The 21,932-nt window shown below is 47.8% G+C and carries 16 protein-coding genes; 4 read left to right on the top strand and 12 right to left on the bottom strand.

The annotated features are described in order from the left end of the window. Positions 1 to 15: 15 nt before the first annotated feature. A complete protein-coding gene (locus CA267_RS15450) occupies positions 16 to 939 on the top strand; it encodes a phospholipase A (protein ID WP_232367561.1) in 924 nt (307 codons plus the stop codon). A gap of 326 nt (positions 940 to 1,265) precedes the next feature. Here the strand turns inward: CA267_RS15450 and CA267_RS15445 are convergent, their stop codons facing one another. Then, a complete protein-coding gene (locus tag CA267_RS15445; RefSeq protein WP_075610242.1) occupies positions 1,266 to 2,888 on the bottom strand; it encodes a methyl-accepting chemotaxis protein in 1,623 nt (540 codons plus the stop codon). 147 nt (positions 2,889 to 3,035) lie between these two features. After that, positions 3,036 to 4,082 carry a zinc-binding alcohol dehydrogenase family protein gene (locus CA267_RS15440; protein ID WP_075610241.1) on the bottom strand — a complete coding sequence of 349 codons (1,047 nt, stop codon included), beginning with the start codon at positions 4,080 to 4,082 and terminating at the stop codon, positions 3,036 to 3,038. 413 nt (positions 4,083 to 4,495) lie between these two features. On the opposite strand from CA267_RS15440, the gene katG reads away from it, so the two are divergent. After that, positions 4,496 to 6,673 carry a catalase/peroxidase HPI gene (katG, locus tag CA267_RS15435; RefSeq protein WP_232367653.1) on the top strand — a complete coding sequence of 726 codons (2,178 nt, stop codon included), beginning with the start codon at positions 4,496 to 4,498 and terminating at the stop codon, positions 6,671 to 6,673. Positions 6,674 to 6,777: 104 nt separating this feature from the next. On the opposite strand, the gene guaA is transcribed toward katG, so the two are convergent. Beyond that, on the bottom strand, positions 6,778 to 8,358 hold the full coding sequence (guaA, locus tag CA267_RS15430) for a glutamine-hydrolyzing GMP synthase (protein ID WP_075610239.1): 1,581 nt from the start codon (positions 8,356 to 8,358) through the stop codon (positions 6,778 to 6,780). Positions 8,359 to 8,428: 70 nt separating this feature from the next. Next, on the bottom strand, positions 8,429 to 9,898 hold the full coding sequence (gene guaB / locus CA267_RS15425; protein WP_075610238.1) for an IMP dehydrogenase: 1,470 nt from the start codon (positions 9,896 to 9,898) through the stop codon (positions 8,429 to 8,431). A gap of 101 nt (positions 9,899 to 9,999) precedes the next feature. On the opposite strand from guaB, the gene xseA reads away from it, so the two are divergent. Together xseA and CA267_RS15415 are read left to right on the top strand one after the other, a co-directional pair. Beyond that, positions 10,000 to 11,409 (top strand): exodeoxyribonuclease VII large subunit, encoded by a 1,410-nt coding sequence (xseA, locus tag CA267_RS15420; protein ID WP_075610237.1) that lies wholly within the window; start codon positions 10,000 to 10,002, stop codon positions 11,407 to 11,409. 25 nt (positions 11,410 to 11,434) lie between these two features. Beyond that, positions 11,435 to 12,553, top strand: coding sequence for a hypothetical protein (locus CA267_RS15415; RefSeq protein WP_139316258.1), 1,119 nt, complete (start codon positions 11,435 to 11,437; stop codon positions 12,551 to 12,553). 31 nt (positions 12,554 to 12,584) lie between these two features. On the opposite strand, the gene der is transcribed toward CA267_RS15415, so the two are convergent. The 8 genes from der to CA267_RS15375 form a co-directional block, all read right to left on the bottom strand. Continuing rightward, positions 12,585 to 14,027 (bottom strand): ribosome biogenesis GTPase Der, encoded by a 1,443-nt coding sequence (gene der / locus CA267_RS15410; protein ID WP_075610235.1) that lies wholly within the window; start codon positions 14,025 to 14,027, stop codon positions 12,585 to 12,587. Between the two features lie 117 nt (positions 14,028 to 14,144). Next, the gene (gene bamB / locus CA267_RS15405) at positions 14,145 to 15,371 is read right to left on the bottom strand and encodes an outer membrane protein assembly factor BamB (RefSeq protein ID WP_075610234.1); all 1,227 of its coding nucleotides are present in this window, start codon (positions 15,369 to 15,371) and stop codon (positions 14,145 to 14,147) included. Positions 15,372 to 15,425: 54 nt separating this feature from the next. Next, positions 15,426 to 16,043 carry a YfgM family protein gene (locus CA267_RS15400; RefSeq protein WP_075610233.1) on the bottom strand — a complete coding sequence of 206 codons (618 nt, stop codon included), beginning with the start codon at positions 16,041 to 16,043 and terminating at the stop codon, positions 15,426 to 15,428. Positions 16,044 to 16,101: 58 nt separating this feature from the next. Continuing rightward, positions 16,102 to 17,379 (bottom strand): histidine--tRNA ligase, encoded by a 1,278-nt coding sequence (gene hisS / locus CA267_RS15395; protein WP_075610232.1) that lies wholly within the window; start codon positions 17,377 to 17,379, stop codon positions 16,102 to 16,104. Positions 17,380 to 17,469: 90 nt separating this feature from the next. After that, a complete protein-coding gene (ispG, locus tag CA267_RS15390) occupies positions 17,470 to 18,588 on the bottom strand; it encodes a flavodoxin-dependent (E)-4-hydroxy-3-methylbut-2-enyl-diphosphate synthase (protein WP_075610231.1) in 1,119 nt (372 codons plus the stop codon). 8 nt (positions 18,589 to 18,596) lie between these two features. Continuing rightward, on the bottom strand, positions 18,597 to 19,556 hold the full coding sequence (locus tag CA267_RS15385) for a RodZ domain-containing protein (RefSeq protein ID WP_083638564.1): 960 nt from the start codon (positions 19,554 to 19,556) through the stop codon (positions 18,597 to 18,599). 9 nt (positions 19,557 to 19,565) lie between these two features. Beyond that, on the bottom strand, positions 19,566 to 20,669 hold the full coding sequence (gene pilW / locus CA267_RS15380; RefSeq protein WP_075610230.1) for a type IV pilus biogenesis/stability protein PilW: 1,104 nt from the start codon (positions 20,667 to 20,669) through the stop codon (positions 19,566 to 19,568). 27 nt (positions 20,670 to 20,696) lie between these two features. After that, positions 20,697 to 21,815 carry a bifunctional tRNA (adenosine(37)-C2)-methyltransferase TrmG/ribosomal RNA large subunit methyltransferase RlmN gene (locus CA267_RS15375; protein WP_075610229.1) on the bottom strand — a complete coding sequence of 373 codons (1,119 nt, stop codon included), beginning with the start codon at positions 21,813 to 21,815 and terminating at the stop codon, positions 20,697 to 20,699. Positions 21,816 to 21,932: the final 117 nt, after the last annotated feature.

Below are 21,932 nucleotides of genomic sequence, written 5' to 3'. Positions count from 1 at the left end.
CACGGAGTTCCTCCCTTGAAATATTTAGTCAAGGCCATTGCCGGGATGCTGCTGGCAATTATCAGCACTCCCATTCTTGCTCAGGAAGACAGCACCACCACCCCCGAAGCCCAACAAACACCGCAGAAACCCGAAAGCATTCTCAGTTCGAGATTTAAATCAGATCGCAATGCGATAGACAACCTGTTTACCATTACGCAGCATCGCCCAAATTTTGTATTGCCTATCACTTATGTCAGCGATCCCAGCACTGTAGGAAATGAAGATTTAACGGCGCAGACAGTAGATAATAAAGAAGCCAAGTTTCAACTAAGTGTGAAATTTCCTCTTTATCTTGAAGAAAAGACCGTTGATGGCATGTACTTTGGTTTTACCCTCACGTCGTTTTGGCAGCTGTATAACAGCCAGGCGTCCAAGCCTTTTCGGGAAACCAATTATCAGCCTGAAGTTTTTTATCAGCGAGAGGCTGACTTTTCAGTACTGGGATACGATTTCAACACGTTTCAGGTGGGCTTTAACCATATGTCCAATGGTCAAAGCGGAGTTCGTTCAAGAAGCTGGAATCGGCTGTTTGCGTCATTGTTGTTCAGCGACGTCGATAATATCTATTATCTCAAAGCCTGGTATCGTATCCCGGAAGACGAAAAACTGACCCCGGACGATCCGTCTGGGGATGATAATCCTGAGATCAGTAACTATTATGGACGTGCAGAAATGGGATATGGTACGCGTTTGGGAAACTTTCAAATTCTGGCGCTGCTACGTAATAATATGAACTTCAATACCAACCGTGGCAGTATTGAGCTTAACCTCACCTATCCGATCACCGACCGATACGAATTGTTGCTGCAGTATTTTAACGGCTATGGCGATTCCCTGATTGATTATAATCACTCTCAGGAACGCATTGGCGTCGGGTTCCAACTTGTATTTCTGTAATACCAATCCACTCAGGCAAGTATGAAAAAAATTCAGCAGTCTCAAGGAATATGTAAAATTGCTCATCCGAAACGCCGTAACATCATCCCTGGTGGCTCTGCTGGAGCATCCATGCTCCAGATGTTCGGCTAAGAAATCTTCACTTATCGCTTAACAATCATTCGCGATCTCTCGCCAATCAACTGCTTCATAATTTGGGCTATTCGTTAGCTCTGGTATGCCCAAAACGACGTTTCTTTATGAAGTAGCATATATTAAAGCAGCGTCATCCACCGAGCGGCGCAGCTTTTTCTCGCTGACTGAGTACATCTCTTTGCAGATAAGTATTACCTGGTTAGCGCATGAACAACTTTTTCTACATTCATTGCCATACTTTGCATTGAATGAGAAATATCGTTTCGCTGAGATAATTGATGATAGCGTTTTGAAGAACTTATTACGTTTTGAATCACCGTTTCTACATCGCTTAGTACCGCTTCCTGTTCATCAGCTGCAGCGTTTAGTGCCACCACCACTGTCGAGGTTTCTTTGATATCATTTACCACAGTAGTGAGTGTGATAAGGGCGGTACCCGCTTCCTGTGCATTACTTTCTGACAACGCTTTACCTGCCTGCATTGCCGTTACTGCGCCTCTTGCTTCCGCTTCAAAGCTAGTAAGTATGTTATTAATTTCCCGCGTAGATTGCTGCGTCTTGGCAGCTAGTGCCCGCACTTCATCGGCTACCACTGCGAAACCGCGCCCGTGCTCTCCCGCTCTTGCCGCTTCAATTGCCGCGTTTAATGCCAGTAAATTGGTTTGATCTGCAATCTCGTTAATGACATTCACCACTTTTAAAATGTTGGCGCTCCGGCTTTGCAAGTCATTCACTATTTCGCTGGATTGATTGACGGTGTTTGCAAGCTGGCGAAATCCCTCGTTCGCTTTCTCAAAGGTGGCGTAACAACTGGCCACATTGCGCTCGGAGTTATTGGTTGCCACTGCAACCTGATCGGTAATTGACACCAGGCTCTGTACAATTTCACGCAGCTTGTCAGTGCTGCTGTCAAGGGTTTGGCTGGTTTCATGCTGCTCTACCGCGCCTTGCTGTATCGATTCACTCACTTCTCCTAATGTCGAAACCGCCTTTTTCATATCTTTTTCTGCATGCTGAAGCTGGTTTACTGATGACTGAAGTTTATTTTGGATAGCTCTAGCCGAGTCAGCCAATACCCCCAATTCATGTTCACTGGAATAGCTGATTCGGTCGCTGTACTGGCTGCTTGCTAATTTCGCTAGCCCGCTGGCTATTTCTTTAGTGGGATTAATAACCTGGCGACGTAACCGGACAACCACATAAAGGGTGCTTAATATCGAAAGCGCCACGGCTGCAAACAAAATAGTCCAGAGCGTTTGCCGGGTGTCGGTACGCATATCTTCAAACGCCTGCTGAGACTGTTCAGCAATATTCTTACCAATAGCGGCGAGTAATTGTGCCGGCTCGCGGTCTATTCCCTGTACGTAGCTATCTGCAACTTTTGCGTCAAAGCCTGACGCCACAAACGCGTTGTACCCTTCCCGATACTTTGCGGCCATTGTCTGGTGGGCTCGCATGAACCTTTCAATATCAGCTCTGGCCGTATCACTGATTTTGGGATTTAACAATAGCGCCTCAAAAGCAGAGTCAATTTCTGCTTCCCGTGCCTGAAAGCTTGCCCAGTATTTATTCCTTTTTGCTTCGTCACTTCCACGTAACAATACGTTTTTCCATTCCTGCACCTGCGTTTTAAACGTGCTCAGGATTTTGCTTACATCCCGCTCGGCGGTCACAAGTGTTTTTTCTAACTGATCAAAATGGTTTAGCAGTGAAAACGATTTGTGAATGGAGGATGCATTCAACAGAACAAGAATTATAAGTGCCGCTAAGACAGGCGTCATTACCAATCGACTAATACTGGTATACTTCAACATGGAAACCTCTTGGGGAAGCGAAGGCCCACATTAGATAACTGGTATATGACACCAATGTGACAACACCCTTATCATTAGCTATATTCAATTACCCTTTGTCATACTTGAACGCGCGTAGCGTCAGAACTTTGGGCGATACGCGCTACGCTACCCTTTCGGCTGCACCGGGGATTGATCACGGTTGAAACCTTCCAGCACCAATTTGCCCATCGCACGATTAGATTCCAGAATCTGATGGGCCTTTAGCAGGTTTTCAACGTTGATTTCGCCGAGGTTTTTTCCTACTGTGGTTGTCAATTGTCCCTCATCCACCATATCCGCGATGCGACAAAGAATGTCGTGCTGTTCCTGCATGTCGTTGGTATTAAATAAGGAGCGCGTGTACATAAACTCCCAGTGCAACGAAATACTTTTGCGCTTTAATAGCGCGATATCAATAGCACCGGGATCGTCAATTAGTCCGAACCTTCCCTGCGCGGCCAACGCATTTACACACGCTTCAAAATGCACATCGGTATGAGTAAGGCTGGCGACAAAATCCACCTTCTCGATTCCTTGCTTTTTCAGCTGTTCATCCAGCGGATGATTGTGATCAATAACATAATGAGCGCCTTTGTCTTTCACCCATTGCTTGGTTTCACCTCTGGAAGCAGTGCCCACCACAGTGAGAGATGTCAATCGGCGGGCGAGCTGAACTAAAATAGAGCCGACGCCTCCCGCAGCTCCCACTACCAGCAAGATTTTCCCTTCGCCGCTGCTATCTGTAGGTACCTGGAGACGGGAAAACAGCAACTCCCACGCGGTTAATGAAGTCAGTGGTAACGCAGCAGCTTCGGCATTGGAAAGAGAAGTCGGCGCTCGCCCCACAATGCGTTCATCCACCAGTTGATACTCGGCATTACTGCCCTGGCGGGAAATATCACCGGCGTAAAAAACCCGATCGCCAGGTTTAAACAGGCTAACGCTGTTGCCGACTTCCTTCACTACGCCCACCGCGTCCCAGCCTAATACTTTAAAAGTATCTGCTGCTGGCTCGACAGACTTACGTATTTTTGTGTCCACTGGATTTACGGAAATAGCCTCAACCGCGACGAGAATATCCCGCCCTGCCGGGACTGGATTAGACATATTAACGGCTTGAAGCGAGTCCGCCTTAAGTTCTGTTGTTGCTTGTTTGTAGCCAAATGCGAGCATTGTAAAATCCTTAAAACACGATAATGTTGCGATGTTTCTGAAATTTGATTCGAAGTAAGTATCCTGAGCTTACCGCAAGTAGATCACTTCTATCGCAGAAACTTCAGTGCTGTCGGGTCGTAGATCAGCAGGCGCTAAAGCAAATCATCATCGCCTTTGCGCTGTCTTTTCCCGTGACCAATCACTGTTATAATAACAACACGTAAAAACTGATTACACCAATCGGAATTCCTCGTTTTCTATTATTGTCCCTGCAGCCAATAATCTTCCTCGCCGAATGATACCCATTGACAGTGATAACGGTCACTGCAAAGCGGTATAACACCTTGTTACACTCAGAGAGAACAACAAAAATGAAAAATAGAGTATTGCCATTAGTGGCTGCAGTTGCGATAGCTCTCGCACCGGTTGCAATGGCATCAACATCCCAGAACGATACACCTGTAGTGGGTGAATCGGCCAAAGCTAATTCCTTTTGGTGGCCTGAACAACTGAATCTTTCTCAACTGCGGGCGCACGGCAGTGAATCGAATCCCTACGACAACTTTAACTATGCTAAAGAGTTTGAAAAACTCGACCTTGAAGCCGTCAAAGCGGATCTGCGTAAGGTGTTAACGCAGTCGCAGCCATGGTGGCCAGCAGACTACGGACATTATGGCCCATTCTTTATTCGTATGGCATGGCACGCAGCGGGAACGTACCGCACCATTGACGGCCGTGGTGGCGCTGGCGGTGGCCAACAACGTTTCGACCCGTTAAACAGCTGGCCAGATAATGCCAGTCTTGATAAGGCACGCCGACTGGTGTGGCCAATTAAGCAAAAATACGGTCGCAGCATTTCCTGGGGCGACTTAATGGCTTTGACAGGTAACGTAGCACTGGAAGATATGGGCTTTAAAACCTATGGTTTTGCCGGTGGTCGTGTCGATGAGTGGGAACCGGACAACGTATACTGGGGTCCAGAGCAGGAAATGCTTACCGACAAACGCCGTGATGATAAAGGAAATCTGAAAGGCCCCATGGCTGCAACTGAAATGGGCTTGATTTACGTGAACCCGGTGGGCCCTCACGGCAACCCCGATCCAATAGCAGCCGCCCGCGATATCCGTTTAGCATTCGGTCGTATGGCCATGAATGATGAAGAAATTGTTGCGCTCATTGCAGGCGGTCACACTTTCGGTAAAGCGCATGGCGCAAAACCTTCTGATTGTCTGGGTAAAGAACCTGCCGCTTCGGCGTTGGAAGATCAGGGTTTAGGCTGGAAGAACAAATGCGGAAAAGGCAATGCTGAAGACACCATGACCAGCGGTTTGGAAGGCGCATGGACAGTATCACCTACCCAATGGACAACTAACTATCTTGACAACCTTTTCAGTTTTGAATGGAAACAAACTAAGAGCCCGGCTGGGGCAATCCAGTGGATACCCACTGCTGAATCAGCTGCTTCTTTGGTACCCGATGCGCACATTAAAGGTAAGCGTCATGCGCCCATTATGTTTACTACTGACCTTGCCGTAAAAGAAGATCCTGAATTCCGTAAAATCGCGAAGCGTTTTCAGGAAAACCCGGAAGATTTCGAGCTGGCGTTTGGCAAAGCGTGGTTCAAACTTAATCACCGTGATTTGGGGCCTAAAGCAAGATATCTGGGCGCTGAAATTCCAAAAGATGATTTGATTTGGCAGGATCCTATCCCTGCGGTAGATCATAAGTTGATCAGCGAAAAACAGGCTGAGACACTCAAAGCGCAAATTCTTGATTCTGGCCTGAGCGTTCAGGAGCTGGTTCGCGTAGCCTGGGGTGCGGCAGCAAGCTACCGTGATACTGACATGCGTGGTGGCGTTAATGGCGCGCGAATTCGCCTGGCTCCACAGAAAGACTGGGCTGTTAATAATCCAGACGAGCTTGCGAAAGTATTAAGCAAACTGGAATCGATTCAACAATCGTTTAACCGTAAATCCGGTAAAACGAAGGTCTCTCTGGCAGATATGATCGTGCTGGGTGGTGCAGCTGGTATTGAACAAGCCGCCAAGCAAGCGGGAATAGACGTAAAAGTTCCCTTTGCACCTGGCCGAATGGATGCATCCCAGGAAATGACAGATGTAGAATCTTTTGCGGTTCTTGAGCCAAAAGCTGACGCATTCCGCAATTATTACGCGCAGGAAAACACTCGCTCACCGGCGGAGTTAATGGTAGATAAGGCAGACATGCTCTCTCTTACTGTACCTGAAATGACAGTGCTGCTTGGCGGTATGCGTGCATTGAATGTGAATGCCGATGGCTCTAGCCATGGCGTATTTACCGATAAGCCCGGGCAGTTGAGCAACGACTTTTTCGTTAACTTGCTGGACATGAAAACCAAATGGAATGTATCAGCAGATAACGCTTCATTGTACGAAGGGCGAGACCGTGCGAGTGGCGAGCTGAGATGGACAGCAACACCAGTCGATCTTATCTTCGGTTCCAATTCCGAATTACGTGCTGTTGCTGAAGTTTACGCGTCTAACGATGCTAAACAAAAGTTTGTTAACGACTTCGTTTCAGCCTGGGTCAAAGTAATGCGCAATGATCGTTTTGATCTTAAGCGTGCATAGGATATTGCGCTCAAAGACTAAGAACAAAAGGGTTTAAGACAAGAAAGCCGGCTCGCGCCGGCTTTCTTATTTAAGAACAAATGCTAATCAACAATAACTAACCGTTATTCCCATTCAATCGTCGCCGGCGGTTTCCCGGAAATATCGTAGACCACGCGAGAAATGCCATTAATCTCATTGATAATGCGGTTAGACACCTTACCTAAAAAGTCATAAGGCAAATGGGCCCAGTGTGCAGTCATGAAGTCGATAGTTTCAACCGCGCGCAGAGATACAACCCAGTCATATTTGCGAGCATCTCCCATTACCCCTACCGAACGTACCGGCAGAAACACGGTGAAGGCCTGGCTCACTTTATGATAAAGCTCGGCTTTATGAAGTTCCTGAATGAAGATGTCATCCGCGCGACGCAGCAGATCGCAGTACTCTTTTTTAATAGCGCCTAATACACGTACGCCTAAGCCTGGTCCCGGGAATGGATGGCGGTACAACATGTCATACGGTAGCCCCAACTCCAGCCCAATTTTGCGAACTTCATCTTTAAATAACTCGCGCAGCGGCTCAACCAGCCCCATTTTCATTTCTTTTGGCAATCCGCCTACATTGTGATGGGATTTGATGACGTGGGCTTTACCAGTCGCCGATCCGGCAGATTCTATAACATCAGGATAAATAGTGCCCTGCGCCAGCCACTTCGCATTGGCGAGTTTAGTTGCTTGTTCATCAAATACTTTAACGAACTCGCCGCCGATAATTTTACGTTTGGCTTCCGGGTCTTCTTCGCCAGCCAATGCATCTAAAAACCGATCTTCGGCATCAACTTTGATGATGTTCAGCCCAAAATGGTCACCGAACATTTCCATAACCTGCGCACCTTCATTCAAACGCAGCAAACCATTATCCACAAACACACAGGTTAAATTTTTACCAATTGCACGATGCAACAGCATTGCGGTTACTGAAGAATCTACGCCACCAGATAAGCCAAGAATCACTTCGTCATCGCCTACCTGTTGCTTCATTCTTTCAATGGCATCTTCAATGATGGCGCCCGGTGTCCAAAGTTTTTCGCAACCACAGATATCCATCACGAACTGCGATAATATACGCTGCCCCTGCAAAGTATGTGTCACTTCGGGATGAAACTGGACGCCGTAGAATCGCTTCTCTGCATGATAAATAGCCGCGTGGGGACAATAGGACGTTTGCGCAATAGTCTCGAAACCTTCCGGAACTGCCGACACCTTATCACCATGACTCATCCACACATCCAGCAACGCATTACCATTGCTGTTAATATGATCTTCTATTTTGTCAAACAGCGGGGTGGGTTTAATTACTTCCACCTGCGCATAACCAAACTCACGCTTGTCTTCTGATCCCAGCACACCGCCACCGAGTTGCTCGGCCATGGTTTGCATGCCGTAACACACACCCAGTACCGGCACACCTGCGTCAAATACATATTGAGGCGCACGAGGCGAATTTAGTTCAGTCACCGACTCTGGGCCGCCAGAAAGAATGATCCCCTGCGGATTAAACTCTTTAATCTGCTCTGCTGTGACATCCCAGGCCCATAGTTCACAATAAACCCCTATCTCCCGCACGCGCCGTGCAATCAACTGGGTGTACTGAGAACCGAAATCCAGGATAAGGATGCGTTGATCATGTATGTTCGTGGTCATGTGTTTATCCGTATAAAAAAATACAAAGGCTGGTCATTAACCAGCCTTAAAAGACGTGCAGAAATTGCAGTTATCCTAAACGGTAATTAGGTGCTTCTTTGGTTATGCTGACATCGTGCACATGGGATTCGCCCATTCCGGCAGAAGTAACACGTACAAACTGGGCCTTGGTGCGTAGATCGTCAATGGTCGGGCAACCGGTTAAGCCCATGGCGGAACGCAAGCCGCCCATTTGCTGATGAATAATATTGGCTATCGGACCTTTGTACGCTACTCGACCTTCAATGCCTTCAGGCACCAGCTTTTCTGCATTGTTAGGATCCTGAAAATAGCGATCGGATGAACCATGGCTTTGATTCATCGCACCTAACGAGCCCATTCCACGATAAGATTTATAATAGCGGCCCTGGTATAGTTCAACTTCACCGGGCGCTTCTTCTGTGCCGGCCAGCATGCTTCCCACCATGACGCAACTGGCACCTGCCGCCAACGCTTTGGCAATGTCGCCGGAAAAACGAATACCACCGTCAGCAATGACGGGAATACCCGTTCCTTCTAAAGCACTAACGGCATCACTCACTGCGGTAATTTGTGGCACACCACACCCTGTTACAATGCGCGTAGTACAGATTGAACCGGGGCCAATGCCCACTTTCACCGCATCTACACCGGCATCGGCCAACGCTTTAGCGCCGTCGCCAGTCGCTACGTTACCGGCAATGATTTGTAAATCGGGATAGGCTTCACGCACTTTTTTGACCCGATCAATAACACCCTGAGAATGACCATGAGAGGTATCAATTAATAATACATCAACACCGGCTTCTACCAGTAAAGCAATACGTTCATCAGTGCCCGGGCCTACACTCACCGCAGCGCCAACCCGCAAACGACCTAATGAATCTTTACAAGCATTAGGTTTATTTTCTGCCTTTTGAAAATCTTTAACGGTAATGAGACCAGTAAGTTTAAAGCCATCGTCCACTACCAGAATTTTTTCAATTCGGTGTTCGTGCATTAACTCCAATACCTGTTCAGAGCTGGCTCCTTCCTTTACCGTAACCAGTCGTTCTTTTGGCGTCATAACTTTATGAACAGGAAGCGTTAAGCGATTTTCAAACCGCAGATCCCGACCAGTCACCAAACCGACTAAGTTATTTTCATTGTCGGTAACAGGAAAACCGGAATAGCCCAGTCTTTTACTCATTGCAATGACCTCACCAACCGTGGCATTCTGGCCAACAGTAACGGGATCAGAAACTACACCGCTTTCGTACTTTTTAACTTCAAGAACGTGCTTGGCCTGCTCTTCTGGTTGCATATTTTTATGAATAAAACCTATACCGCCTTCTTGCGCCAGCGCAATGGCTAAACGAGCTTCAGAAACCGTGTCCATTGCCGCAGAGACCATGGGAATATTCAATGTCACATCACGCGTTAACCGAGTGCGGAGATTGGCAGTATGAGGAAGAACTGTTGAGTGGCTGGGAACCAGCAACACATCATCGAACGTAAGAGCTTCTTGAAGGATTCGGAGCATGCAACAACACCTGTTAAATAAAGGGTTAATTGCGGCGCAATTGTAGTGTTTTTTGATAATCAGGTAAACTCTAATCGTATTAATCACTAAGATTTTTTGAAATGCTCTATACAAGTCCAGGTACATCCCGCCAGATTCTTACGGTCACCAAACTCAATCGCCTCGCCAGAACTATTCTGGAAAGCGAAGTGGGGCTAGTGTGGCTGTCAGCGGAAATTTCAAATTTTGTCTGTGCCGCTTCAGGTCACTGGTACTTCACGCTCAAAGACAACAAAGCACAGGTTCGTGCAGCCATGTTTAAAACTGCCAACCGCAATATTCGTCAGCGGCCGAAAGAAGGCGATAGTGTACTGGTGCGGGCGTCGGTTGGGCTTTACGAGCCCAGAGGTGACTACCAGTTAGTCGTAGAGCACCTGGAAAGCGGTGGCGAAGGTCAGTTAAAACAGGAGTTCGACGCGCTGAAAGAAAGGCTGAATGCCGAAGGCCTTTTTGATCTTGCCAGAAAGCGCCCCCTTCCTACGTTTATTCGGCGAATTGGCATTATTACCTCCTCCAGCGGCGCTGCCTTACACGATGCATTAACAGTGTTAAAGCGTCGTAGTCCTGCCACAGAAGTCATTATTTATCCTTCCATGGTGCAAGGAAGTACGGCTCCGGCACAACTTATCAACGCGTTAAATACCGCGAACATACGTAGCGAGGTGGATGTCATACTGCTCACGCGGGGAGGCGGTTCTCTGGAAGATTTGTGGAGCTTTAACAACGAAGCACTGGCCCGCTGCATTGCCGCTTCTCGCCTGCCCGTTGTCTGTGCTGTAGGACATGAAATTGATGTCACCATCGCTGATTTTGCGGCAGACCTACGCGCACCGACTCCATCGGCAGGCGCCGAGCTTCTTAGTCAGGACATGGCTAGTCAAAAAGATCGCATAGAGCAACTTTCACAATCGCTTTTGCGTAGCTGGAAGAGTATTTTTCAAAGTACCAGCCATCGGTTGTATGTCGGGCAACAGCGACTACAATCAGTGCACCCCTCGGCCAGACTGCAAGCCCAATCGCAAGGCCTGGACCGACTGCAGCTTGCCCTCAATCATGCTATTGGCGGTTACCTTGTGAACGCTGAACGGCGTCAAAATAAGGCGCTCAGTCGCCTTTCCCGCTTTGATCCCACGGCTAAGTTACAGAAACTTCAGAATCGCCAACAGTACGCCGCCAACCACCTGATCGTGGCTATGCAGCGTAAGTTAAAATATGAGCAGCAGCGTATGGCGTCGCAGGTACAGTTACTGCAATCTGTGAGCCCGCTTTCTACGTTGGCAAGAGGGTATAGCATAACATTTAAAGACGGCAATCCTGTTACCAGCACGGCGTCATTAGCACCGGGGCAGCAAATTCGCACCCGCTTGGCGCACGGCGAACTCACCAGTCAAATTATCGACGTTACCCATTCCCCCAAGACTACGCCAACTGAAAATAATGATTGTGGTAGCGATCCGGATCGGTCAAACTAGCGCGCTTAATTTTTTCGGGTATGTTGTGAAAGTAGTCTTTCTCGGATTAGCGTTCATGGTTTTAGCGGGCTGCCAGCATCGAGGCGAGCCTGATGTCGCGCTGTCGACTTCGCAAAAATCTGCCTCCCGGTATCATGTCAATGCGCCATTGGCAGTTTTTTCCACCTATCCTAGCGCCGCTGCTGCAAGAACCTGTCAAGCTAACAATTTCGATAAAACTCAATGCAAAGAAGATGCGGTCACTGGTGAAGATTTTGTAGAGGCGCTTAAACAAAAGCAATTTTTTGATCAAGTCATTCCTTCCGCAGCAGGGCAGGATTATGAACTACTCATTGCCAATCAGGCGGCAACAGTTAACACCGGAAACTGGTGGCAGCAAACCCTAAGTTCGCTTAATGCAGATGTGTGGCCCTATCAACGGCAACGTCATTATTTTACCGAGCTCACGGTCCAGTGGCGGGGAGTGGAAATTAACAGTAAAATGATTGAACATCGCGCAGCCGTCTTGGATGGCGTCAACGTAGAGCTGGCAGGGAATATTCTCGATTTATGGTGGAAATACGCTCAGCAAGAGGATATTTTCAGCGCGTCTTTTTTATATCAAGCGCTGCAAGCCAGCGATTATCTTGCTGATATGTCTATGCCTGCGTCTATCGCTGTTTTCACCCGCACTGATACGCAGCTATATCATGATCCGTTTAAAGGCGCTATTGCCCGTTACATTCACCCGCAGTACGACAGTGCGCTGCTGGATATAACTGTTTCGCCTATTTTAACCGCCCTGAATGAAACAGACGATAGTTCCCTGCAGGAGCTACTAAACAAAGAAATTGAAGATGCACAAACTGTTGCCAATGCTCGGGATATGCAGTTGCAGATAGACTCACCTATCCAGCCGTTTTACGTAAATAGGAACGACAGTCAGCAAACAGGATGGTTTATGGCAATTAGCGCAGAATCAGATAACGGCGATACGTTGTTCGCGACGACTTACATATTCAGGCAGCATGACAAAATTATCAAATTTAGCACCACCTTCCCTCCCCGGGTTTCTGACGAGCTGGTAAGAGAAGCGCTACCGCAAATCAGCGTTCCCACAGAGTCCCCGTTTATGGCCACGCTTCGGGGAATGGCTACACAGTAGCGTTAAAATAAAGAAATAGTAGTAGCTACTACTATTTCTTTTTGTGAAAAGACATCATCCGTTTACGTTTGCGCTGTTGGCCGAGAGTCAGCTGATTTTTCTTACCCTCAAACGGATTACTCCCTTCTCTGAATTCAATTTTTATGGGCGTGCCCATTATTTGCAAAGACCGGCGGAAGTAGTTCATTAAGAAGCGCTTGTAAGCTCCTGACAAGTTGTCTACCTGATTACCGTGGATGATAATTACCGGCGGGTTGTATCCTCCCGCATGTGCATATTTCATTTTTACGCGACGACCACGCACCAGTGGCGGTTGGTGTTCATCCTGAGCCATTTCCATAATCTGCGTCAGAATGGAGGTGTTAATCCGCCTGGTGGCACTGCTATAAGCTTCCTGCACAGATTCAAAAAGATTTCCCACACCGGAACCGTGCAGTGCAGAAATAAAATGAATGCGCGCAAAATCGATAAATCCGAGTCGGCGATCCAGTTCTCGTTTTATTTCATCTTTTACGTCAGTGTTCAGGCCATCCCACTTATTTACCGCAATAACCAGAGAACGACCTGAGTTTAAAACAAAACCTAATAAGCTAAGATCCTGATCGGTTATACCTTCTCTGGCATCAATAACCAGCAGCACCACATTGGCTTCTTCGATAGCTTGTAACGTTTTTACGATAGAAAACTTTTCAACTGCCTCAGAAACCTTTTTGCGTTTCCGAACACCAGCAGTATCTATCAGAATATATTCACGTTCATCACGCACCAGGGGGATATGCACACTGTCTCGAGTGGTACCTGGCATATCGAAGACTACAACCCGCTCTTCCCCAAGTATGCGGTTGGTAAGTGTAGACTTACCCACATTGGGTTTGCCCACAATTGCTAGCTTTATAGGCAGGTTTTGTAGACGTTCCAGTTGCGCTTCCGCATCCAGCTTTTCTTCATTATCGGTAGCTTGTACCAGCATATCGGGAAACGAAGGAGCCAGCGGCGCCAATGACAATTCCAATAACTGGGTCACCCCTCGCCCATGGGCAGCAGCTATTTGATAAACAGTGCCTAAACCAAGAGAGTAAAATTCGGCACTTTCACTATCGCCATCAATACCATCGACTTTATTGGCAACAACAAAAACAGTTTTATCGAGCTTGCGCAGGTGATCGGAAATCGCCTGATCGGCGGGCATAAGGCCTGCTCGAGCATCAACCATAAACACTACCACATCGGCTTCGTCGATAGCCATAAGAGACTGTTGCGCCATTTGCGCGTCAATACCTTCTTCGTCTCCGGTTATGCCGCCGGTATCCACCACGATAAACTGCTTTTGATCATATGTTGCCTGACCGTATTGTCGATCCCGCGTAAGGCCTGGATAATCAGCTACCAGCGCATCTCGGGTATTGGTTAAACGGTTAAAGAGTGTGGATTTCCCTACATTGGGTCTTCCCACGAGTGCAACAACAGGCAACATGCGTGTAGTCCTAAATCTGTTTGAACATGAACAAGCTGGCCGCGTATAAACGCGGCCAGCTATAAATAGAAGTTGATTATACCTGTTATCGTCAGTGGCGTCAGTACACCATTGGGATTATTGAGGCGTTGTTATAGAAGCAACAGTGCCGTCACGGGTAATGGTGACAATAGCATCGCCTACTTTTACCGGCGCCGCGTAAATGGCTTCATCTTCGTCATCCCCGCCTAAATCCAAACGCGCTTCGACCTTACCAGTTTCCTGATTAACCCAATGAAGAAAGCCCCATTTATCTCCTACTACGATATAGTTCCCAATCGGTTCAGCAGCCGTAAGAGAACGTTGTTTAAGCGCTCCCTGTGACCACAGCTCAACCCCATTGCGGCGATCCAGCGCGTAAATAAAGGATTTGTTATCCACCACGAATATGGTGTTATCGTTCATTGTTACGTTTCGATACGAGCCATATTCACGCTTCCATATCACCCGGCCACTGCGCAATTCCACTGCGGCCAGTGTACCGTTATAAGAAACCGCATAAACGATTCCGCCATAAAGAAGAGGTGCGGAATCCACGTCGACGATACGTTCCAACTCTGTCGCTCCGGCAGGAGTCGTTATTGCGGTTTCCCACGCGAGCAAACCTGATTCCAGTATATTTACCTGCAGTTTACCTGTGGCGGTGCCAACTAATGCACCTCCATTAGCGGCAGCCGGCGCAGATATACCGCGTAACGTTAGCGGCGGCACATCGCTTTCATGTTGCCAGATCTGTTCTCCAGTCTCGGCGTTCAAGCCAAACAGAACACCAGAACCGGTATTAATAACTAAAATTCCTTCATCCTGTGCTGGAGAAGCAAGAATTTCACCAGGCACCGATTGTTCCCAGATAACCTCACCGTTTTCAGCATTCAGCGCCATGACTGCGCCGTTTTCAGTGCCTATAAATACCTTATCGCCATAAACACTCAAGCCGCCAATTCGGGCCGATTCACCGCTGGCCCAAAGCCGGGTAATTGAAGATAGAAATCCCTCATCGTGAAAAATTGCAAAGTCCTTTTCCCACACAACTTTGCCATTTTCAGGATTTAATGCTGCAACGTCACCGTGACGATCTGCCACATAAATTTTGTCGTTAGCAAAAACCGGACGTAAACGTGAGAAATAGTCGTCGATACCGTCGCCAATATCTCTATCCCAGTTTACCTTAGGCTTAAATTGTTCCTCAATCGGCTTCAACTGACGGATTTCCAATTCATCTTCGTCTGCAAACCAGCCTGAAACCGTGGAACAGCCTGACAATGTTGCTGACAAAGCCAGCGCCAATGTTAAAGCGCGTGTCATTCGACCTTTACGGCCACACGTTAATCGTGACAAATCAGCTACCTCTTCGTCTATTTATGAGCCAGCGGCTACAGAAAGGTTGTCCAACTTCATTTGCAGTAAACGGTCGTTACTGCGCTTTTCTAAAGCACTGGTATAAGCCATACGTGCATCATCAAACTTCTGCTGGCTTACATAAATATCGCCTTTCACGTCATTAATTTCTGCTGCAAAAGAGTCGTTGTCTAATTTATCAAGCGTAGAAAGAGCCGCATCAGCTTGTTGAAGCTCAAGTTGTACCCGCGCCAGACGTAAACCTGCAATAGTCGCGATATGAGAATCTGCCGATGTCATAATCGTTTTTAGATGTGAAGCGGCGGTGTCTAAGTCACCATTTTCCACAGCTTGTTGCGCCGCAACCAAACCCGCAATGTGCGCATAACCCGTGGCTTCGTTATTTTTGATAAAGGTCTCAATCGTACTCAGGCCATTTTCCTGCTCTACGGCTTCAATAGCAGTTTGGTACTGCGTTGATGCGCTTTCCTGTGCCTCAATCTGCGTCTGTGAATAATAGCGCCAGCCCCACAGCGCGCCTAATCCAATTACCGCACCTACGATGATGGCAGTACCGTGGTCTTTCCAAAACCGCTTTATCGCTTCGACTTGTTGTTCTTCTGTCGCGAATTGTTCCATTGCTTTACCTCTAAAACGTTTCCTGGCCGCGACTTTTGACAGGCAGCGGCGTCATTTGTTAATCCAGCATTGATGAGATGGTGTCACTCAGCGCACCAAGTTCAACGGTTATTTGCTCATGATCACCGCGCAACGGTTTAACCGTAACCTGCTGTTGTTCGGCTTCTTCACTCCCTAACAACAATGCCACTTTGGCACCAGTTTTATCAGCACGCTTTAATTGCTTTTTTAAATTGCCGCCGCCACAGTGCAACATGACTCGCCACTGTGGTTGAAGGTCTCGAAGACGTTCGGCGACTGTCAGTGCATAGCTTTCAATATTGTCACCTAGCGCAGTAACAAAGACATCTGCAGCACTGTTATCCGGTTCTTCATCACTTAGCGTAGTCAGTAACAACACCAGTCGTTCTATGCCCATAGCAAATCCGACTGCTGGCGTTGCTTTACCGCCAAGTTGTTCCACCAAGCCATCGTAACGCCCGCCGGCACACACCGTTCCCTGAGCGCCTAGGCTGTCTGTCACCCATTCAAAGACTGTGCGGTTGTAATAATCGAGCCCGCGCACCAATCGAGGATTAATCTCATATTCGATACCCGCTTGCGATAATCGTTCACACAAAAGTGAAAAATGTTGCTTCGACTCATCATCCAGATAGTCCAGCAAGGAGGGGGCATCAGTAATTGCCTCTTGAACCTGCGGATTCTTGCTGTCTAAAACCCGCAGTGGGTTGCTTTCCAGCCGGCGTATGGAATCTTCATCCAGCTTATCAGCGCGCGCTTTAAGATAATCAACCAGCGCTTCGCGGTAAGCCTGTCTGGCTTCATTTGACCCTAACGAATTAATCTGTAGCTTTACATGGTTATTAATGCCAAAAGCCTTCCATAACCGGGCGCTTAGCAAAATAACTTCCACGTCGATATCCGGGCCCAACAAGCCGTAAGCTTCTACGCCAAACTGGTGGAACTGACGATAGCGACCTTTTTGAGGGCGCTCGTGCCGAAACATAGGTCCGATGTACCATAAACGTTGCTGCTGGTTATAAAGCAGGCCGTGTTCATTACCGGCACGCACGCAACTGGCTGTCCCTTCCGGGCGCAAAGTAAGGCTGTCACCGTTACGATCTTCAAAGGTATACATTTCCTTTTCAACGATATCTGTCACTTCGCCGATGGAACGCTTGAATAATTCTGTGCTTTCTACGATAGGAGTGCGGATTTCCTGATAACCATAACTGGCTACCACATCACGCAATGTAGACTCGACGTACTGCCAGGTGCCGGACACCTCGGGCAGACAGTCGTTCATTCCTCGAATAGCCTGGATTGTTTTAGCCACCTGATGATCTCATACTGCTATTGAATAAAAGCCCGGCATTATAGGGGCTTTAAGGATAAACAACAATGATACTGACAGAGTCAGCGACGTTTACTCTTTAATGGCAACGGGAATAGCGTTGGCGCTGTCAAGAAGCGCGGCTTTCGCCCGTATACGCTTTTCCAACTGTGCCACCAGATCGTCGTTCGACAAACGCTCTTTCTGTCGTTTGCCGTCAACGTAGTAGCCGCTCATATTACGCGCGCCGGTTAATCCTAAATCTGACACTTCAGCTTCTCCCGGGCCGTTCACAACGCAACCGATAATTGATACGTCCATGGGAGTAAGCACATCTTCCAGACGCTGCTCAAGAGCGTTAACGGTAGTAATAACATCAAATTCCTGACGCGAACAACTTGGACAAGCGATGAAATTGATACCTCTGGAGCGGATACGTAGTGACTTAAGAATATCAAAACCCACCTTAATTTCTTCCACAGGATCAGCTGCTAACGAAATTCGAATAGTATCGCCAATTCCTTCTGCTAACAGCATCCCCAGCCCCACCGCGCTTTTTACTGCACCGGCGCGCTGTCCGCCGGCTTCGGTGATGCCGAGGTGAAGTGGCTGATCAATTTTTGCTCCCAGCAGCCGATACGCGCCCACTGCCAGAAAAACGTCAGACGCTTTCACACTGACCTTAAACTGGTCAAAGTTAAGCTTGTCCAAAATATCCACATGCCGCATGGCCGACTCGACTAAAGCCTCTGGCGTGGGCTCGCCATATTTTTCCTGCAGATCGCGCTCCAAGGAACCACCGTTAACGCCAATCCGAATGGGAATACCTTTGTCTCTAGCGCAATCCACTACCGACCGTACCCGTTCTAGATTCCCGATATTTCCCGGATTTATACGAAGACAGTCGACACCGTATTCCGCCACCTTCAAGGCAATTCGATAATCAAAATGAATATCTGCGATCAGCGGTACCTGTACCTGCGCTCTAATCTGTTTAAACGCTTCTGCCGCATCCATTGTAGGCACGGACACACGAACAATCTCACCGCCGACGGCAACAATACGTCGTATTTGTGCCACGGTTGCCTCCACATCAGTGGTAGGAGTATTTGTCATAGATTGCACTGCTATAGGAGCACCGTCGCCTATGGGGACTTTACCTACATAAATTCGAGACGATTTTCTACGTTTGATTGGACTTTCAGCAAACATGGTTATTCCTACATTGGAAGCGTGAAGCGGGCAGTACGGCCTGTTTGAAAGGAGGAAATATCGACTTTTTCACCTTCGTAGGTGATGGTAACGTTATCGGGTGCGCCCAAGGTGACTTCAAACGGCGCTTTACCAGAAATATTCATCACCCGCCCCGCTTGCTTTACGCCATAAGCAATAGCTTCGCCTGTGGCGTCTTCAATATTGACCCAACAATCAGCTCCAAAGGTAAATACCACTTCAGCCGTTTCACCCGCTTCTGGTTCGCTTTCATCAGCAGGGGCTGCTGGAGCATCAGCTTGCTGATTCGCTATTGCAGCTGCATCGTCTTCATCCACGGGATTCGCATTTGCTGTGCCCGCTTCGACTGGAGCACTTTCTACCAGCCCTTCGGCGGACTGGGAACGCACAGCCGGCGTTGCAACTGGTCTATTTTCGGAGGTCTGTGACTCGCTTCTTGGTGAAGCAGACTGGCCCGTAGCGCTGCGCTCGGAAGTCGTATTTGGCGCAGGGGGAGCCTGGGCTAAACTGTCATCATCAGCCTGCTGATACCACCACACAACGACGCCGGCTACCAACAGCAGCAAAATGATCCATGTCACCATCATCCAACGATCATCATGAGCCTGCTTCGCTACGCGTTTGGAGAAACTCTGGAGTTTGGCAGGCTGCTTAGGTGCAGTATGTATCTTTTCGAATTCTTCAATTACTTTTTTGTCGTCAATACCGACGTTTTTCGCATAAATCCGCACGTAACCTTTAGTAAAGGTAATAGACGTATTATCATCCAGTTGGTCAGCTTCAAGACTCTGAATATTCGAAAGGCGTAAAAACAGTTTGTCGGCCATATCTTGCTGGCTCAACCCGAGCCTTTCGCGCCCAGCACGTAGCATTTTACCTGGCGTTACTGCCGAGGTTGTTTCTACGTTCTGCTCTTGCGCTTCCACCTTGGTGTCTTCTGAACTCATTCAAACTACCTAATTATTCCGTTGCTCTGGTGGGACTAGCCACAGTTTCATACCAGTATGGATATCACCCGCATCGCGAAGATTATTCCAGCTTTGCAAGGATGTCATTTTAATATTGTACTTTACCGAAATACGATAAAGATTTTCAGACCATTCTACGACATGGTAAAGAGATTTACGGTCATTGTCCGAATTCAACGTCGACTTTTTCTTCACCGACGCGATAGCAACTTGTGCTGGCTCTGGCGCAGGGCCTGGCGAAGGCAATTCCGTCTCATCCAAGGCTTGGGCAGGGGCATTATGATTCGCACGCGGTTTTGCGCGGCGAATCATTTTTTGCTCCCTATCGCTCTGCTCTGCCCTTTTTTTACTATAGGCTTTGGCTAATGCGCTGTCAGGATACATGGTGATCAGCATTTCGCCATAGCTGTGCGCTGTCGCCAGGTCGCCTTTTCCTTCGGCAATATCCATTGCCATTCCAATGGATTCAGGACTGACTCTTGCCACCTTATCGTATTTTCGCAATGTCTGTTGAGCTTTATCCCATTGCTGTGTATCAATGTACAGCTCAGTCAGTAAAAAAAGGCTCTTTGCTCTTGTTGGCTGGTGATTTAATGCGTTTTGCAGATATTCAATAGCATCATCATTCGCTCCTTGCCCGCGGGCGCACAACGCCATGTTTTCATAAGTCTCAGCAAAACCAGCGTACGACTTATTATTAATCGCCTTTAAAAAATACTCCGTCGCGTCTTTATAACGTCCCTGCTGACACAAAAACGTACCATAGCTGTTCGCGATATCCGCGTTTCTGGGATCAAGCTTTAGCGCGTTATTGTAGAATTCTTCTGCTCTACCGGCTTCCTCTACAGTCTGATAATAATACGCCAGAGCATAGTGAGTGTCGGCGAGACGGGGCGCAAACTCCAGCGCCTTATCGAGGTTCATTTTGGCCTGAGGATAGTTGCCGTTTGTAAGGTACGTAAGCCCCAGTGAAATCCGACTTTTTGCCGCTTCTTGCATATCGAAATTATCACTGCCGGGAAAGTTATCAGGCAATGACTGACTGACGCATCCCGTGAGAAACACCACCAATGCTATAACGCCTAAACGCATCGTCTCCTACCTCTGGTCGTCATCTGATTATTGCGCCATTTTTACCGATATTGCGTCGCCCTTCATCTGTTTTTTCAATAATCTTTTTGTCCGGTCGACCACATCCCCTACCAACTGCCCGCAGGCGGCATCAATATCATCTCCCCGAGTCTTTCTAACAACCACCGTTAGCCCATATTCCATCAGCACTTTGGAAAAACGGTCAATGCGAGAGTTGCTGGAACAGGTATATGGGGAGCCGGGGTAAGGGTTAAACGGAATAAGGTTGATTTTACAGGGCGTTTCTTTTAGCACTTTAGCTAACTGATGCGCCTGATCGGTGCTGTCATTGATGTGCGAGAGCATGACGTATTCTACAGTTACCTTGCCCTGATTAGCGCGAGACTTACTCAAATAGCGTCTTACCGCCGCTAAAAAGGTTTCTATATTGTATTTTTTATTGATAGGAACAATTTCATTACGTAGTTCGTCCGTGGGCGCATGCAAGGAAATCGCCAACGCCACATCAATCTGATCGCCAAGCTTATCTAGCGCTGGAACCACCCCGGAAGTACTTAGCGTGACCCGTCGTTTCGACAATCCAAAACCTAAGTCATCCAGCATAATATCCATGGCTGGTACAACATTCTTAAGATTCAGTAGAGGCTCGCCCATGCCCATCATAACCACGTTGGTAACAGGGCGTTTACTCGTGTCGTTGGACAACCCCAGATGAGTCGCTACCCGCCATACCTGACCGATAATTTCGCTGACACTCAAATTACGATTAAAACCCTGCTGCGCCGTAGAACAAAAGGTACACTCCAGCGCACAACCCACTTGCGAGGAAACGCACAGGGTAGCGCGGTCACTTTCGGGGATCCACACAGTTTCGACTTCCTGCCCGCCTTCCAGCGCTAAAGCAAATTTAATAGTGCCATCGCTGGCTTCCTGAAAATAAGCAATTTCGGGCGCTTTCACTTCACATTTTTCAATTAGCTTAGCCCGCAGATTTTTGTTCAAATTGGTCATCTGCGTGAAATCGCTTATTCCTTGCTGATAAATCCACTTCATAACCTGATCAGCGCGAAACGGCTTCTCACCAATCTCGTGGAAGAACTCGCGTAACCCTTCGCGATTAAGATTCAACAGGTTAATCTTTGTCATACATCAACGACCTTACTCTAATTTTACTTAAGAAATGCGTGCGATAAGTTCATCAAAGCCCTATATCAACTCTGCTTTTGCCATGGCAAAAACACGTTAACGACATTCCATTCTGGC

This window comes from Alteromonas pelagimontana (assembly GCF_002499975.2).
Lineage (GTDB): Bacteria > Pseudomonadota > Gammaproteobacteria > Enterobacterales > Alteromonadaceae > Alteromonas > Alteromonas pelagimontana.
The sequence above is the reverse complement of the archived record's forward strand: the minus strand, read 5'-3'. Positions and strand labels throughout refer to the sequence as shown.

What these genes read in the sequence shown, in the direction of transcription:
- bamB (WP_075610234.1), bottom strand. Translation starts at nt 15,371, where the DNA reads ATGACACGCGCTTTAACATTGGCGCTGGCTTTGTCAGCAACATTGTCA.
- CA267_RS15385 (WP_083638564.1), bottom strand. Translation starts at nt 19,556, where the DNA reads ATGAGTTCAGAAGACACCAAGGTGGAAGCGCAAGAGCAGAACGTAGAA.
- guaB (WP_075610238.1), bottom strand. Translation starts at nt 9,898, where the DNA reads ATGCTCCGAATCCTTCAAGAAGCTCTTACGTTCGATGATGTGTTGCTG.
- guaA (WP_075610239.1), bottom strand. Translation starts at nt 8,358, where the DNA reads ATGACCACGAACATACATGATCAACGCATCCTTATCCTGGATTTCGGT.
- pilW (WP_075610230.1), bottom strand. Translation starts at nt 20,669, where the DNA reads ATGCGTTTAGGCGTTATAGCATTGGTGGTGTTTCTCACGGGATGCGTC.
- katG (WP_232367653.1), top strand. Translation starts at nt 4,496, where the DNA reads ATGGCATCAACATCCCAGAACGATACACCTGTAGTGGGTGAATCGGCC.
- CA267_RS15445 (WP_075610242.1), bottom strand. Translation starts at nt 2,888, where the DNA reads ATGTTGAAGTATACCAGTATTAGTCGATTGGTAATGACGCCTGTCTTA.
- CA267_RS15375 (WP_075610229.1), bottom strand. Translation starts at nt 21,815, where the DNA reads ATGACAAAGATTAACCTGTTGAATCTTAATCGCGAAGGGTTACGCGAG.
- xseA (WP_075610237.1), top strand. Translation starts at nt 10,000, where the DNA reads ATGCTCTATACAAGTCCAGGTACATCCCGCCAGATTCTTACGGTCACC.
- CA267_RS15400 (WP_075610233.1), bottom strand. Translation starts at nt 16,043, where the DNA reads ATGGAACAATTCGCGACAGAAGAACAACAAGTCGAAGCGATAAAGCGG.
- CA267_RS15440 (WP_075610241.1), bottom strand. Translation starts at nt 4,082, where the DNA reads ATGCTCGCATTTGGCTACAAACAAGCAACAACAGAACTTAAGGCGGAC.
- der (WP_075610235.1), bottom strand. Translation starts at nt 14,027, where the DNA reads ATGTTGCCTGTTGTTGCACTCGTGGGAAGACCCAATGTAGGGAAATCC.
- ispG (WP_075610231.1), bottom strand. Translation starts at nt 18,588, where the DNA reads ATGTTTGCTGAAAGTCCAATCAAACGTAGAAAATCGTCTCGAATTTAT.